We start from the raw sequence: 14,823 nt of genomic DNA, 5'->3' as shown, positions 1-14,823 counted from the left end.
TTCACTGCTATTCGTAGACGCGCTGATCCTCAATCACCAGCCCGTCTTTGGGCAGCGAGCCGGGGGCGACGACTTCGATTGCGCCTTTCAGTTTCAGCACTTCGGCCACCGATCTGGCATATGCCGTATCATCCCCGCCTGTGCTTTCGATCTGGACAGTCATCGAATCCATCTCGCCCTGACGGGTGGCGATGACGCGGGCCTTGACGATTTCTTCATGCTTGTCGACCAACGCGGCAACCTGTTCCGGTCGCACGAACATACCTTTGATCTTGGTTGTCTGATCTGCACGCCCCATCCAACCCTTGATCCGGGTGTTCGTGCGACCGCAAGGAGAAATTCCCGGCATCACGGCGGACAGGTCGCCCGTCGCAAAGCGGATCAGCGGGTAATCGGGGTTGAGTGAGGTTACCACGACCTCACCCACCTCACCCGGCGCCACCGGAGTTCCGGTTCCCGGTGTAACAATCTCGACAATCACGTGCTCGTCGATGATCATCCCGTCGATCGCGGCGCTTTCATAAGCAATATTGCCCAGATCCGCTGTCGCGTAACATTGCAGGCACGAGATACCCCGATCGGAATATTCCTGTCGCAAAGACGGGAACAAAGCGCCTCCGCCAACGGCGGCTTTCGAGAAATGCAGTGAAACGCCCATCTCGTCGGCTTTGTCCAGAATGACTTTCAGGTAATCCGGCGTGCCTGCATAGGCCGTACAGCCAACGTCGCGGGCGGCAGTCACCTGCAACTCGGTTTGTCCGGTTCCTGCGGGCAGAACAGCCGCGCCAACAGCGCGTGCGCCGTTTTCAAAAATCATACCGGCCGGGGTGAGGTGATACCCAAAACAGTTCTGGACGATGTCCCCTGCGCCAACACCCGCAGCATTCAGGAAACGGCCCATGCGCCACCAGTCGTGATCAGTGCTGCCCGGCTCATAGATCGGTCCGGGTGACTGGAACACATGATGGAAATGCCGCGCCGGTTTTACCGTAAATCCGCCAAACGGGGGGCGTTTGGCTTGTGCTCGGGTCAGATCCGATTTCCGCAGAACGGGCAATGTCGGCAAATCTTCTGCTGATTTTACCTTATTAGTTTCTGATTCTGACAAATGAGACGCAAATCCAGGGGCTGACATCGCGCGTTTAATCTGCTCCACTAGTGCCCTGGCCTGATCCGAGGCGCGTTCATCTGCCGAGCGTGTTTCGAGTGCGTCGAAATAGGTCATCGCCATATCCTCCATCCGCTCACAGCCACCTTTTGCGACGACGATAGGACCGCACATCGCGAAAGCTTTTGCGGCCCTCATCGGACATACCCAGGTAGAACTCTTTCACATCCGGGTTTTCGCGCAGGTCGGCTGCCGGGCCATCCATCACGACACGCCCGGATTCAAGAATGTAACCATAATGTGCAAAGCGCAGGGCGACGTTGGTGTTCTGCTCTGCCAGCAGAAAGGACACGCCCTCTTTTTCGTTGAGGTCCTTCACGATACTGAAAATCTCTTCGACCAGCTGCGGAGCAAGCCCCATTGAGGGTTCGTCCAGCAAAATCGTCTCGGGCCGCGACATCAACGCCCGCCCCATGGCAACCATCTGCTGTTCCCCACCCGATGTATAGCCTGCCTGCGACCGGCGGCGTTCCTTGAGCCGGGGAAAATATGCGTAAACCATCTCAAGATCCCGCTGGACCGCAGCAGCCCCGTCTTTTCGAGTATATGCGCCGGTCAGCAAGTTTTCCTCGACGGTCAAGTGCTCGAAACAGTGGCGGCCTTCCATCACCTGAATGACACCCTTTTCAACCAGATCGGCCGGATCGCTTTCATGCACGTTCTGGCCGCGATACTTGATCGAACCTTTGGTGACTTCTCCGCGTTCGGAATGCAGCAGGTTCGAAACGGCCTTGAGCGTGGTTGTCTTGCCCGCGCCATTGCCGCCCAGCAGTGCTGTGATGCCGCCCTTTGGAACGTTCAGGCTGACGCCTTTCAACACGAGGATCACGTGGTTGTAGATCACCTCGATATTATTGACCTCAAGCAGGGTTTCCGCCTGCACGTCAGTGGTTTGTGCCGCATCCAGCATCAGCGCGTTTCCTCATGCCTGCCCGTTCCGGGGCTGTTCGTGAGGAGCGGCAGGCGACCCGCCGCTCCGGTTGTCTGAACGCCCCGGATCACATCCGTGGCGCAACATGCCTTACTCGCAACGTGGCGAGATGCTGTTTTCGGTTGCGTAGGCACCGGAATCTTCATCGATCAACGCGCCGATAACTTCGGCATCTGTCGGTTTGAAGTCCTGTACCGGGTTCCAGGCGCCAGTCGCCGCATCCCACTGAACAACACCGACAAGGCCTGGGCCGCCGTGGTTCTCGCAGGAGACCGAGAATTCAGGGCCGAACCCGGACATGCCAAGAGCTTCCATCTTGGCGTTGGTCATTTCCAATGCTTCCATGCCATCGCGCATCATCGATGCGTCGATATCAGCGGTTCCGTGCATCTCCTGCGCCGTTTTCACAGCCTCGGCTGCCAGCATGGCGGCATAAAGACCACGGTTGTACTGAACTGTACCCAGCTGATCGCCGGCACCTGCAGCCTTGCCCGAGTCAACGACGTACTTTTTCAGGTCGTCATAGACAGGATAGTCCATGCCAAGGCCAGTAAAGGTCAGCGCCTTGTAACCGGTCGCTTTTTCCCCAGCAGGCTGAACGTCGAATTCCGCGCCAGACCACCAGACACCGATGAAGTTTTCCATCGGGAAACGGATGTTGGCCGCTTCCTGAACCGCAACCTGGTTCATGACGCCCCAGCCCCACATGATGACATAGTCAGGCTTTTCGCGGCGAATTTGCAGCCATTGCGACTTCTGCTCCTGGCCCGGGTGATCAACCGGCAGCAAGGACAGCTCATACCCATGCTTTTCAGCCAGAGTTTCCAGCGTCCGGATCGGTTCCTTGCCATAGGCCGAGTTGTGATAGACCAGCGCAATCTTCTTGCCGCTCAGGTCACCGCCATTTTCATCCAACAGATAGTTGATCGCACCGGACGCACCGTTCCAGTAGTTGGCCGGATAGTTGAACACATGGCTGAACACTTTGCCATTCGCAGCCGAGGTCCGGCCATACCCCATTGTGTGCAACGGAATGCCGTCGGCGGTTACTTTGGGGATCAGCTGATAGGTGATTCCGGTCGACAGCGGCTGATACACCAGTGCGCCTTCACCTTTGGTGGACTCATAACATTCCACGCCTTTTTCGGTGTTATACCCGGTTTCACATTCGATCACGTTTGCAGGTACACCGCCAATGCCACCGTCCCGCTCGTTCAGAAGCGTGAAATAGTCGGCGTAACCGTCCGCGAACGGAATACCACCGGCCGCATAGGGCCCGGTTCGATAGCTGAGCGACGGGAACACAAGATCCGCCATCGCAGGTCCTGCCGCCATCAGGGCGCTCAGCGCCACAGTTGCCAGTTTCTTGTTCATCGGGTGTCTCCTCCCTTGATTGATCCGATATTGAGTTCGGGCTTGATCACCCGTCTTTATGATTGGGCCAGCCCTCAGTGCGGGAACGGCCAGAGTCTGAGTTTCTCTTTCGCCACGCGCCACAACTGGGCCAGACCGTGGGGCTCGAGGATCAGGAACATGATGATCAGCGCGCCCACGATCACGAGCTGAAGATGGGCAACGATATCGGTCGGCCAACCCAGAAGATCGACGCCAACCAGTTTGAGCAGAACCGGCAGCAGCACCAGGAATGCCGCCCCGGCAAAAGACCCGAAAATCGAGCCTAATCCACCGATAATCACCATAAACAGCACCAGAAACGACTTCTGGATGCCGAATGCTTCGCCCACCTCGACCGCGCCGAGATAGACGGCAAAGAACAAGGCCCCTGCGATGCCCACAAAGAACGAGCTGACAGCGAAAGCGCTTATCTTGGCTTTCAACGGGTTCACCCCGATGATTTCGGCGGCGATATCCATGTCGCGGATCGCCATCCATGTCCGCCCGGTCGTGCCGCGGGTCAGGTTGCGCGCAATAATCGCGCTGAAGGTCAGGAAGATCAGGCAGAACAGGTAGGTCGCCCAGGCCGGGGCGTTCGGGCCCGAGATGATAATGCCGAACACGTCACGCTCGGGCGCGTTGATCTGACCCGAGGCCGAGTAGTTGTAAAACCACGGTACCCGGTTGAAGAGCCAGACCAGAAAGAACTGTGCCGCAAGCGTGGCCACCGCCAGATAGAACCCCTTGATCCGCAGGGAAGGCAGGCCAAACAAAACGCCTACAATCGCGGTAATGCCACCAGCCAGCAGGACATGAATGAACATGCTGACGTCTGGAAATGCGGTCATCAACTTGTAGCAGGCATAGGCGCCAACAGCCATGAAGCCGCCTGTACCAAGGCTAACCTGCCCGCAATAGCCCACGAGTATGTTCAACCCAATCGCCGCAATGGCGTAGATCAGAAAGGGCAGCAGCAGGGCGTTTGCCCAATAGTCGTTGATGATGAACGGAATGATCCCGAACGCCACCGCCAGAACGACATAGTACCGGTACCGGTCGAACTTGATCGGGAAAGTCTGGCTGTCATCCACGTAGGAGGTTTTGAAATCTCCGGCCTCACGATAGAACATCTGTTACTTTCCCCATTCTTCCTGCGCCCGGTTTCGGGTCGCGGCGTCCAGCTGGCTGGACCCTTTGGCATATCCGCTCGCCTCAGAGGCGCGCACCAGTTTCAGGTAGGCCAGAACACCCATGATCAGACCGGCAAAGGCCAGGATCGCGGCAATCGTCAACTGGCTGTCAGTCAGGTCATTCGAGGTCAGCGCGATATAGCCAAAGGCCCAGAACCCCGCCCATGCGATTACGTTGATGATGGCGATCAGCTTGGTCATGCGTTACACCCTCTCGATGATCTTCTCGCCGAACAGACCCTGCGGTCTAAACACCAGGAAGATCAGCGCCAGCACATAGGCGAACCAGTTCTCGGTCGCACCGCCGACCAGCGGGCCAACCGAGAATTCGAACAGCTTCTCGCCCACACCGATGATCAGTCCGCCGACGATGGCACCGGGGATCGAAGTGAACCCGCCCAGCATCAACACCGGCAGCGCCTTGAGTGCGATCAGCGACAGCGAGAACTGCACGCCCGATTTGGTGCCCCACATGATCCCCGCGACCAGCGCCACGAACCCGGCCACCGACCAGACCATGACCCAGATGAAGTTGAGCGAGATCCCGACCGAAAGTGCCGCCTGATGGTCATCCGCCACCGCGCGCATGGCCCGCCCCTGCTTTGTGTACTGGCTGAAGGCCACCAGCGCCGCCACCAGAAGCGCCGCAATCACGGTTGCCACGATGTCGAGGTTGTCGATGAAGAAGCCATAGCCAAAGATGTTAAAGGTGACCTCGTCGATCCACAGGTTGATGCCCTGGGGCAGACCCACATCCAGCGTCTTGATCTCAGAGCCCCACATCAGGTCGGCCACGCCTTCAAGGAAATAGGCCAGACCGATCGTCGCCATGAACAGGATGATCGGCTCCTGCCCAACCAGATGCCGCATGACAAAGCGTTGCACACACCAGGCCAGCAGAACCATCACGCCCATTGTCAGGATGATCGCCAGCAGGGCGGGGATGGTCCAACCGAAGTTGTAGACATGAGTGCCGAAGGTCGCGTTGATCAAATGCGCGAAAGGCACCTGCCCGTTCATGATCCCGACCAGTGTCATCGCCGCAAACAGGGCCATAACCCCTTGCGCGTAATTGAAAATTCCCGACGCCTTGTAGATCAGCACAAAACCCAGCGCGACCAGCGCATAAAGCACCCCGGCCATCAGACCGTTAAGGATGACCTCCGTGGCAAAGATTAACTGCTCAGGCATATGTGCCTCCCCGGATATCTGCTTTGGTCTCAGTCATGGCTGACCCCCAGATAGGCGTCGATGACTTCCTGATTGTTGCGCACCTCGTCGGGTGTACCGTCACCAATCTTTTTTCCGTAATCCATCACGACCACGCGGTCGCTCAGGTCCATCACAACGCCCATATCGTGTTCGATCAGGGCGATGGTGGTGCCGAATTCGTCATTCACATCGAGGATAAAGCGGCTCATGTCCTCTTTCTCTTCGACATTCATGCCCGCCATCGGTTCATCCAGCAGCAAGAGCTTTGGTTCTGCCGCCAGTGCGCGGGCCAGTTCGACGCGTTTTTTCAGGCCATAAGGCAGGCGCGCAACGGGCGTCTTGCGGATGTGCTGGATTTCAAGGAAATCGATGATTTTCTCAACCGCCTCACGGTTTTCAACCTCTTCCGCCTCGGCCTTTCCCTTCCACCAGGCCTGCTGGAGGATGTTGGTCCGCATGAAGTTCAAGCGCCCGGTCATGACGTTGTCCAAAACACTCATCCCCTCGAACAGGGCGATGTTCTGGAACGTCCGCGCGATCCCCTGCTGCGCCACCTCAAAGGGCCGCATCGCTGGGCGTTTTGATCCGTGGAACCAGACCTCGCCTTCCTGCGGGACATAGAACCCCGAGATAACGTTCAGCATGGATGATTTTCCGGCCCCGTTCGGCCCGATGATGGCGCGAATTTCGCCTTCGCGAATATCGAACGAGATGTCCTTGATCGCCACGACGCCGCCAAAGCGCAGGGTGATGTTCTTCATTTCCATCACCACACCGCCGATCTTGCGGCCGTCTTCGGTAACATATCCTTCGGCGTTATCCAGCATCAGTCACTCCCTGACTTGCGCAAAAACGGGATAGCGGGCGTGGCGATGGCCGCAGGTCTAGCGGTGCAATGGCGGCCCTCATTCCGCTGCCACCTTGTGCTGCGCAACCGGTACGACCGGCGCATCCACGATTTTCAGCGTCGCGCTGATCGATCCCTTGCGCCCATCTTCATAGGTCACTTCGGTCGTGGTCGACACGCTTTCGGACCCGTCATAAAGCGCCGCAATGATGTCGTGGAACTTCTCTTCGACAAACCCACGCCGCACTTTCCGGGTGCGCGTCATCTCACCATCATCAGCGTCCAGTTCCTTGTGCAGAACGACAAAGCGATGCACCTGGCAACCGGACAGCATTTCATCAGCTGCTACCGATTTGTTGACCTCTTCCACATGCGCCCTGATCGTCTCTAACACACGCGGATGGCCTGCCAGTTCCTGATAGGAGGCATAGGCCACGTTGTTGCGTTCCGCCCAGTTGCCGACCGCTGTCAGGTCGATATTGATAAAGGCCACGCAGCGGTCCTTGCCGTTTCCGAACAGAACGACCTCGAGAATATCGGGATAGAATTTCAGCTTGTTCTCGACATATTTCGGCGCAAACATGGACCCGTCGGCCATTTTGCCCACGTCCTTGGCGCGGTCGATGATCCGCAGATGGCCGCTGCTTTCCTCGATGAACCCGGCATCACCCGTTGCCACCCAGCCTTCGGCATCTTTGGTCGATGCCGTGGAATCCGGGTTGTTGTAATATTCGACAAACACGCCGGGTGAGCGGTAATGGATCTCGCCCTTGTCGTCGATCCTGATCTCGACATCCGGCGCGGGCACGCCAACCGTGTCGGCCCGAACCTCGCCATCCGGCTGCACCGTGATGAAAACGGTTGCTTCGGTCTGGCCATAAAGCTGTTTCAGGTTGATGCCCAAAGATCTATAGAAATCAAAGATTTCCGGTCCGATCGCTTCACCCGCTGTATAACCAACCCGGAACCGGCCATAGCCCAGCGTATCCTTGAGCGGCCCGTAGACCAGCAGGTTACCCAGCGCGTATTTCATCCGGTCGCCAAACCCGACGGGTTTGCCATCCAGCAACTTGCCACCCACCTTTTTGGCATGCGCCATGAAGTGATGGAACATGCGCTGCTTCAGCTTGCTCGCATCCTCCATCCGGATCATTACATTGGTCAGCTGGCTTTCAAACACGCGCGGTGGGGCGAAGAAATAGGTCGGCCCGATTTCGCGCAGATCGGTCATCATCGTGTCGGCGCTTTCCGGGCAGTTCACGCAGAACCCACACCAATAGGCCTGACCGATGGAAAAGATGAAATCCCCGACCCATGCCATCGGAAGATAGGAAAGGATATCTTCATCGCGGGTCAAATGGTCGAAGATCGCTGAATTCTTGGCGCTTTCGATCACATTGCGGTTCGACAGAACCACCCCCTTGGGCTTGCCCGTTGTGCCCGAGGTATAGAGCATGACGCAGGTGTCGTTATAGGTGATCTCAGAGATGCGCTTGTCCAGCTCTGCATCAAACCGCTGATGTCCTGCCTGACCTTCGGCCATGAGGTCTTCCAGCGCGTTCATCTGGCTGTGGTCGTATTTCCGCATCCCCCGCTTGTCGGTATAGAGGATGTGCTTGATCTGGTGCACTTTTTCCTGAATCTCGATGACCTTGTCGACCTGTTCCTGATCACCGCAGACGACATATTTCGCGCCGCAATGCTCCATCACATAGGTCATCTCTTCGGCGACTGCGTCCTGATACAGAGGCACCGGAACTGCACCGACCATCTGTGCCGCGACCATGGTCCAGTAATGCGCTGGCCGGTTGCGTCCGATCACGGCAATGTGGTCACCGCGCTCAACGCCAATTTCAAGAAATCCAAGGGCGAGCGCGCGAATTTCCTTGGCCGCTTCAGCCCAGGTCCAGCATTGCCAGATCCCAAATTCTTTTTCCCGATAGGCCGGGGCATCCCCGAACTGGGTCGCGTTGCGGTGTAGAAGCGCCGGAAGGGAGTGCAACCCTTCGGCGCCCGACTGCGTCTGAGCCAATCTTTTTCTCCTCCCCATCCGGCCTCCTCAAAGCCGGAAATGGCGGATCCGGGAAAGCCCCCGGATGCCAGTGCCCCGATTTGGGACACCCGCACGATCAGCGTCAACTTTTTCCTGATGTTTTCTCAATTCTTACGAATTGTAACAGGTGCAGAGGGGTGATGTTACGTTTTGTACAAATTGTACAGATCGCCTTGCGTCGGAAAATTCGAACCACCTGACCCGATACTCGCAGCATCGGAGTCCTCGATAATTAAAGATCTTTCTAGCTAGAGCTTCTCACAAGCGATTTCAAACTCGTGCTGGAAATCATCTGGAGGGCAAACACATGACAATGCCGCGACCAAAGTTTTATTGGTTAGAGCTTCTTTAAAAACCACTCTGGAGAACTCTGTATAGTGCTCATTCAACAGATCCTCTAAAGGCCCGGAACCAAGCATTCCAATTTCCCATTCGCTCAGCTCCTTCTTTGATAAATCGCAAATTGCGCTCCAAAGAACATGCGGTTTTTCATGTGCCCAACTAATACGGGCATCAACAACCCATTCGCTTTCGAGCCAACGCTGACTGCCTGCCGGGTTTCTTTAAAAACTTAACCAAGACGAAACGAATTTTCTAATCAGCGCACCGCTGCCCATATTACGTTTCCCTCACTACAACCAATCCCTTAGAATAGGAATCAATGGCACATCCGCTGCGGGCATGGGGTAATTGCGCAGGTCATTTGCGCGGACCCATTTCAGCGCCTGCCCCTCTTTCGACTGCGGGATACCCTGCCATTTGCGGCAGGCGAACAGCGGCATGAGCAGGTGGAAATCGTCATAGCTGTGGCTGGCAAAGGTCAGGGGGGCGAGGCACGAGGCCCAGGTATCGATGCCCAGCTCCTCGTGCAATTCGCGGATCAGGGCGGCCTCGGGGGTTTCGCCGGGTTCGATCTTGCCGCCGGGAAACTCCCAAAGACCGGCCATGGATTTACCCTCGGGGCGTTGGGCCACCAGCACCCGGCCCTCGATGTCGATCAGGGCGACAGCTGAAACCAACACGGTTTTCACGAGCGGTAATCCGCGTTGATCTCGATATATCCGTGGGTCAGATCGCAGGTCCAGACGGTGGATTTGCCCGCGCCCAGACCCAGATCAACGGCGATGACCAGATCCTGACCTTTCATATAAGCGGCGGCTGCGTCTTCGCTGTAATCGGGGCTGACCCAGCCTTTTTCGGCCACAAGGATGTCGCCGAACGAAATGCTCAGCAGGTCGCGATCCGCCGCGGCACCGGATTTACCGATGGCCATGACGATACGGCCCCAGTTCGGATCTTCGCCCGCGATGGCGGTTTTGACCAGCGGAGAGTTGGCGATGGCAAGGCCATGGATCTTGGCGTCAGCGTCTGTTGCGGCCCCTGTCACGCGGATCTCGACGAATTTCGTGGCACCTTCGCCATCGCGCACCACTTGCTGGGCCAGATCCAGCATCACAGCTTCCAGCGCCTCGGCGAAGGCCGCATTGCCGGTGGCGTCCACACCCGAAGCGCCGGTGGCGCACAGCAGCAGGCTGTCCGAGGTGGATGTATCGCTGTCCACGGTGATGCAGTTGAACGTCCGGTCTGTCTGCGCACCCAGCATCGCCTGCAACGCCGATTGTTCGACCCGGGCGTCGGTAAAGATATAGACCAGCATGGTCGCCATATCGGGCGCAATCATGCCGGAACCCTTAGAAATCCCCGCAATAGAGACTGTTTTGCCATCAATTTCGACCTGCGCCACGGCCCCTTTCGGGAAGGTGTCCGTGGTCATGATCGCGCGTGCGGCGTCTTCGATCGCGTGACGGCTGAGACCCGCCTTCAGCGTTTCAAGCTTGGCAATGATGCGGTCATGCGCCAGCGGTTCACCAATCACGCCGGTTGAGGAGGTAAAGACCCGCTCGACCGGAACACCTGTCGCCTTCGAGACGGCCTGCGTCACCTCGGCCACCGAGGTCTGACCATAATGCCCGGTAAAGGCATTGGCATTGCCCGAGTTCACCAGGATCGCCGCCGGGCCATCGCTGGGCCCGCCGATCTTGTCCTGACAATCCAGAACCGGGGCGGCACGCGTGGCTGAACGGGTAAAGACCCCGGCCACAGATGTGCCCGGGTCCAGCACGGCCAGCATGACATCGGTGCGGCCCTGATATCGCACGCCCGCCGCGACGGTGGCGAACCGCACACCGTCAATTGCAGGCAAATCAGGGAAGGACGCTGGCGCCAGCGGCGAAACCTTGGTGATCTTGGCCACGGGGATTACTCCTGAATCAGGTCCAGCTGGCGCAGGACTTCGGGTCCGGCACCTTCCAGAGCGGGGCGGTCGATCTGGGCCTGCTGTGTCAGTTCATCGATGCGCGCCTGAATGGCGTCCTGCTGAACAGTTTGCGCAAGCTCTTCGCGCACGGCGTCCAGCGCGGGCGCTTCGGTTTTGCGCTTGTCGTTCAGCTTGACCACATGCCAGCCGAACTGCGTCTGAACCGGATCGGACACCTGCCCTTTTTCGAGCGCGACCACGGCTGTTTCGAATTCCGGTACCATCTGGCCCTTGCCGAACCAGCCCAGAGCACCGCCATTGGGGCCGGACGGGCCGGTGGAGTGCGCGCGCGCGAGCTCGGCGAAATCGGCGCCGTCATCAAGCTGCGCCTTGAGGTCGTTGGCCTGTTCTTCGGTCTCGACCAGAATGTGGCTGGCATCGAATTCGTCTTCACCCGCGAAATCGTTGTACTGCGCGTCGTAGGCTGCCTGAATGGCCTCGTCTGTGACAACCGTATCGGTCAGGGCTGTGACGGTCTGAACCGCCAGAAGTGAGCGTTCTTCATTTTTCAGCCGCAGCGTGTTCAGTTTGTTCAGCCCGTCCTGCTGTTGCCCCAGCAATTGCTGCTGGATCAGCTGTTCCAGCACGAAGTCGAACAATACGTCATCTTCGGCCTGCTGGTACTGCGGCGGCAGGGCGGCAACGGTAGCGATCACGTGACCCAAAGTGATCTCATCCCCGTTCACACGCGCCACCACAGTGGATGCATCCGGCTGGGTTTCAGCGGCCAGCGGCAAGGCCATCATGGCGGTCAGAGCCAGCGATGGCAGAAAAGTGAGGCCTTTGGGCATTGAATCATCCTATTTCCTTGCCGCGGCAGGGCGCAGCGTTGACACTCTGGAACCTGCCGCTTACATCGCTTTGAAGCCTTGGACAGGGCCGCCTTTCACCCCCCGTATCTATGGGTTGCGCGCAAGGTGGGCAAGCCTGTCAAAAACCAAGACAAGAACAGATCCGCTGGAGTGAACATGCTGGGACTCGGAACGCTCGCCAAAAAGGTGTTCGGAACACCGAACGACCGCAAGATCAAGGCGACCCGCCCCCTGATCGAGAAGATCAACGCGCTGGAACCCGAGTTCGAGAAAATGTCCGATCAGGGCCTGATCGACAAGACAGAAGACCTGCGCAAACGCGCGCTGGATGGCGAAAGTCTTGACGATCTGCTGCCCGAAGCCTTTGCCAACGTGCGCGAAGGTGCCCGCCGCGCGCTGGGGCTGCGCGCCTTTGACGTGCAGCTGATGGGCGGTGTTTTCCTGCATCAGGGCAACATCTCGGAAATGAAGACGGGTGAGGGCAAGACACTGGTCGCGACCCTACCGGCGTATCTGAACGCGCTGACCGGCAAGGGCGTGCATGTGGTCACGGTGAACGAATACCTGGCCAAGCGCGACGCGGAATGGATGGGCAAGGTGTTTGCTGCCGTGGGCATGACCACCGGCGTGATCTGGTCGGGCCAGCCTGACGCGGAAAAACTGGCCGCCTATTCCTGCGACATCACCTATGCCACCAACAACGAGCTGGGTTTTGACTATCTGCGCGACAATATGAAGGCCGATCTGGAACAGGTTTACCAGAAGCACCACAATTTCGCGATTGTGGACGAGGTCGATTCGATCCTGATCGACGAGGCGCGGACGCCGCTGATCATCTCGGGCCCGGCGCAGGACCGCTCGGACCTGTATACCGCCATCGATGCGCTGATCCCGAGCCTGACCGACGAACACTACACGCTGGACGAAAAGGCCCGCAACGTGACCTTCACGGATGAGGGTAACGAGTTTCTGGAGCAGCAACTGTTGGCTGCCGGCCTGATTCCCGAAGGCCATTCGCTGTATGACCCGGAAAGCACGACCGTTGTGCATCACGTGAATCAGGGTCTGCGCGCGCACAAGCTGTTCCAGCGCGACAAGGATTACATCGTGCGCGACGGCAATGTTGTTCTGATCGACGAATTCACGGGCCGCATGATGCCGGGCCGCCGCTTGTCCGAGGGCCTGCATCAGGCCATCGAAGCCAAGGAAAACGTGCAGATTCAGCCTGAGAACGTGACGCTGGCCAGCGTGACCTTCCAGAACTATTTCCGCCTTTACGACAAGCTGGGCGGCATGACCGGGACCGCCCTGACCGAGGCCGAGGAATTTGCCGAGATTTACGGCCTGGGCGTAGTCGAAGTTCCGACCAACAAGCCGATTGCCCGTGTGGACGAGGATGATCAGGTCTATCGCACCGCCATGGAAAAATATGGCGCGATGATCGAAGAGACCAAATTGGCGCAGGAAAAGGGCCAGCCGGTTCTGCTGGGCACGACCTCGATCGAGAAATCGGAACTGCTGAGCCAGATGCTGACCAAGGAAGGCATCGCCCATAACGTTCTGAACGCCCGCCAGCACGAGCAGGAGGCGCAGATTGTCGCCGATGCCGGCCGTCTGGGCGCGGTAACCATCGCCACCAACATGGCCGGTCGCGGTACCGACATTCAGCTGGGCGGCAATGTCGAGATGAAGGTGCTGCAAGCGATTGCGGACAACCCCGAGGCTGATCCGTCGGAGCTGCGCGCCGCAGAAGAGGCGCGCCACGCGGAAGAAAAAGAAAAGGTTCTGGCCGCAGGGGGCCTTTATGTGATGGCGTCCGAACGCCATGAAAGCCGCCGCATCGACAACCAGCTGCGCGGCCGTTCGGGCCGTCAGGGCGATCCGGGCCGTACCGTGTTCTACCTGAGCCTTGAAGACGACCTGATGCGCATCTTTGGCTCGGAACGGCTGGACAAGGTGCTGACCACGCTGGGCATGAAAGAAGGCGAGGCGATCATTCACCCGTGGGTGAACAAGTCGCTGGAACGCGCGCAGTCCAAGGTCGAGGGCCGCAACTTTGACATGCGCAAGAACGTTCTGAAATTCGACGACGTTATGAACGATCAGCGCAAGGTGATCTTTAGCCAGCGTCGCGAGATCATGTCGGCCAATGACCTGTCCGAGATCGTCTCGGATATGCGCGAGCAGGTGATCGACGATCTGATTGACGAATACATGCCGCCGAAATCCTATGCGGAACAGTGGGATACCGATGGTCTGCATGCGGCGATCAAGGACAAGCTGACCATCGATGCACCGGTTCAGGACTGGGCTGCCGAAGAAGGTGTGGATGACGAGCAGGTGCGCGAGCGCCTGGTCAAGGCCGCAGATGAGATGATGGCCCAGAAGGCGGTTGCCTTTGGTCCCGAAAACATGCGCAACATCGAAAAGCAGGTTCTGTTGCAGACCATCGACAGCAAATGGCGCGAGCATCTGCTGACGTTGGAGCACCTGCGCTCGGTCGTGGGTTTCCGCGGCTATGCCCAGCGCGATCCGCTGAACGAATACAAAAACGAAAGCTTCCAGCTGTTCGAATCCATGCTGGACGGTTTGCGGGAAACCGTGACACAGCAATTGTCGCGCGTGCGTCCACTGACCGAAGAAGAGCAAAAGGAAATGCTGGCGCAGATGGCGGCGCAACAAGCACAGGCACAGCAGGCCGTGGACAAGGCCGCGAGTCAGGCCGAGGCCAAGGCCGAAGCGGCGGCGTCAGGCGATGCCCTGCCGGGGTTTGATGAGAGTGATCCGTCGACCTGGGGTAACCCGTCGCGAAACGACCTGTGCCCCTGCGGATCCGGCAAGAAGTTCAAACACTGCCACGGCAGATTGACCTGACGTTAACACCCTTTAATCACAATG

General features: G+C 58.2%; 12 protein-coding genes and 1 pseudogene. 1 reads left to right on the top strand and 12 read right to left on the bottom strand.

What is annotated here, in order from left to right; genetic code table 11:
- Nucleotides 1–7: 7 nt before the first annotated feature.
- The 12 genes and pseudogenes from ACR0DS_RS10130 to ACR0DS_RS10075 all read right to left on the bottom strand — a co-directional run bounded on the left by ACR0DS_RS10130 (nucleotide 8) and on the right by ACR0DS_RS10075 (nucleotide 11,904).
- Nucleotides 8–1,225, bottom strand: a complete 1,218-nt coding sequence (locus ACR0DS_RS10130) for a phenylacetate--CoA ligase family protein (RefSeq protein WP_480559327.1) — start codon at nucleotides 1,223–1,225, stop codon at nucleotides 8–10.
- A 19-nt stretch (nucleotides 1,226–1,244) separates the two neighbouring features.
- Complete coding sequence (locus ACR0DS_RS10125) at nucleotides 1,245–2,078, bottom strand: ABC transporter ATP-binding protein (protein ID WP_480474334.1); 834 nt, start codon at nucleotides 2,076–2,078, stop codon at nucleotides 1,245–1,247.
- A gap of 111 nt (nucleotides 2,079–2,189) precedes the next feature.
- Complete coding sequence (locus tag ACR0DS_RS10120; protein WP_480559238.1) at nucleotides 2,190–3,473, bottom strand: ABC transporter substrate-binding protein; 1,284 nt, start codon at nucleotides 3,471–3,473, stop codon at nucleotides 2,190–2,192.
- A gap of 74 nt (nucleotides 3,474–3,547) precedes the next feature.
- Complete coding sequence (locus ACR0DS_RS10115) at nucleotides 3,548–4,624, bottom strand: branched-chain amino acid ABC transporter permease (RefSeq protein ID WP_480482437.1); 1,077 nt, start codon at nucleotides 4,622–4,624, stop codon at nucleotides 3,548–3,550.
- 3 nt (nucleotides 4,625–4,627) lie between these two features.
- Nucleotides 4,628–4,885 (bottom strand): hypothetical protein, encoded by a 258-nt coding sequence (locus tag ACR0DS_RS10110; RefSeq protein ID WP_209506939.1) that lies wholly within the window; start codon nucleotides 4,883–4,885, stop codon nucleotides 4,628–4,630.
- Between the two features lie 3 nt (nucleotides 4,886–4,888).
- Nucleotides 4,889–5,875, bottom strand: a complete 987-nt coding sequence (locus tag ACR0DS_RS10105; protein WP_480559236.1) for a branched-chain amino acid ABC transporter permease — start codon at nucleotides 5,873–5,875, stop codon at nucleotides 4,889–4,891.
- Between the two features lie 29 nt (nucleotides 5,876–5,904).
- The gene (locus tag ACR0DS_RS10100) at nucleotides 5,905–6,723 is read right to left on the bottom strand and encodes an ABC transporter ATP-binding protein (protein WP_480559234.1); all 819 of its coding nucleotides are present in this window, start codon (nucleotides 6,721–6,723) and stop codon (nucleotides 5,905–5,907) included.
- Nucleotides 6,724–6,801: 78 nt separating this feature from the next.
- Complete coding sequence (locus ACR0DS_RS10095) at nucleotides 6,802–8,793, bottom strand: AMP-binding protein (protein WP_480492782.1); 1,992 nt, start codon at nucleotides 8,791–8,793, stop codon at nucleotides 6,802–6,804.
- A gap of 251 nt (nucleotides 8,794–9,044) precedes the next feature.
- Nucleotides 9,045–9,317 (bottom strand): annotated as a pseudogene (locus tag ACR0DS_RS10090) (DUF6869 domain-containing protein); the annotation flags it as partial.
- Between the two features lie 111 nt (nucleotides 9,318–9,428).
- Nucleotides 9,429–9,827, bottom strand: a complete 399-nt coding sequence (mutT, locus tag ACR0DS_RS10085; RefSeq protein ID WP_209506934.1) for an 8-oxo-dGTP diphosphatase MutT — start codon at nucleotides 9,825–9,827, stop codon at nucleotides 9,429–9,431.
- Nucleotides 9,824–11,050, bottom strand: coding sequence for a bifunctional glutamate N-acetyltransferase/amino-acid acetyltransferase ArgJ (argJ, locus tag ACR0DS_RS10080; RefSeq protein WP_267363934.1), 1,227 nt, complete (start codon nucleotides 11,048–11,050; stop codon nucleotides 9,824–9,826). The genes mutT and argJ overlap by 4 nt, the downstream gene beginning before the upstream one ends.
- Nucleotides 11,051–11,055: 5 nt before the next feature.
- Nucleotides 11,056–11,904 carry a peptidylprolyl isomerase gene (locus tag ACR0DS_RS10075; RefSeq protein ID WP_480538338.1) on the bottom strand — a complete coding sequence of 283 codons (849 nt, stop codon included), beginning with the start codon at nucleotides 11,902–11,904 and terminating at the stop codon, nucleotides 11,056–11,058.
- Between the two features lie 177 nt (nucleotides 11,905–12,081).
- On the opposite strand from ACR0DS_RS10075, the gene secA reads away from it, so the two are divergent.
- Nucleotides 12,082–14,799, top strand: a complete 2,718-nt coding sequence (gene secA, locus ACR0DS_RS10070) for a preprotein translocase subunit SecA (RefSeq protein WP_480559232.1) — start codon at nucleotides 12,082–12,084, stop codon at nucleotides 14,797–14,799.
- Nucleotides 14,800–14,823 lie beyond the last annotated feature (24 nt).

Source organism: Ruegeria sp. AF5, assembly GCF_056541905.1.
Note: the sequence above shows the minus strand (reverse complement) of the source record. Positions and strands in the feature narration are given on the sequence as shown.

What these genes read in the sequence shown, in the direction of transcription:
- ACR0DS_RS10130 (WP_480559327.1), bottom strand. Translation starts at nt 1,225, where the DNA reads ATGACCTATTTCGACGCACTCGAAACACGCTCGGCAGATGAACGCGCC.
- ACR0DS_RS10125 (WP_480474334.1), bottom strand. Translation starts at nt 2,078, where the DNA reads ATGCTGGATGCGGCACAAACCACTGACGTGCAGGCGGAAACCCTGCTT.
- ACR0DS_RS10120 (WP_480559238.1), bottom strand. Translation starts at nt 3,473, where the DNA reads ATGAACAAGAAACTGGCAACTGTGGCGCTGAGCGCCCTGATGGCGGCA.
- ACR0DS_RS10115 (WP_480482437.1), bottom strand. Translation starts at nt 4,624, where the DNA reads ATGTTCTATCGTGAGGCCGGAGATTTCAAAACCTCCTACGTGGATGAC.
- ACR0DS_RS10110 (WP_209506939.1), bottom strand. Translation starts at nt 4,885, where the DNA reads ATGACCAAGCTGATCGCCATCATCAACGTAATCGCATGGGCGGGGTTC.
- ACR0DS_RS10105 (WP_480559236.1), bottom strand. Translation starts at nt 5,875, where the DNA reads ATGCCTGAGCAGTTAATCTTTGCCACGGAGGTCATCCTTAACGGTCTG.
- ACR0DS_RS10100 (WP_480559234.1), bottom strand. Translation starts at nt 6,723, where the DNA reads ATGCTGGATAACGCCGAAGGATATGTTACCGAAGACGGCCGCAAGATC.
- ACR0DS_RS10095 (WP_480492782.1), bottom strand. Translation starts at nt 8,793, where the DNA reads ATGGGGAGGAGAAAAAGATTGGCTCAGACGCAGTCGGGCGCCGAAGGG.
- ACR0DS_RS10075 (WP_480538338.1), bottom strand. Translation starts at nt 11,904, where the DNA reads ATGCCCAAAGGCCTCACTTTTCTGCCATCGCTGGCTCTGACCGCCATG.
- secA (WP_480559232.1), top strand. Translation starts at nt 12,082, where the DNA reads ATGCTGGGACTCGGAACGCTCGCCAAAAAGGTGTTCGGAACACCGAAC.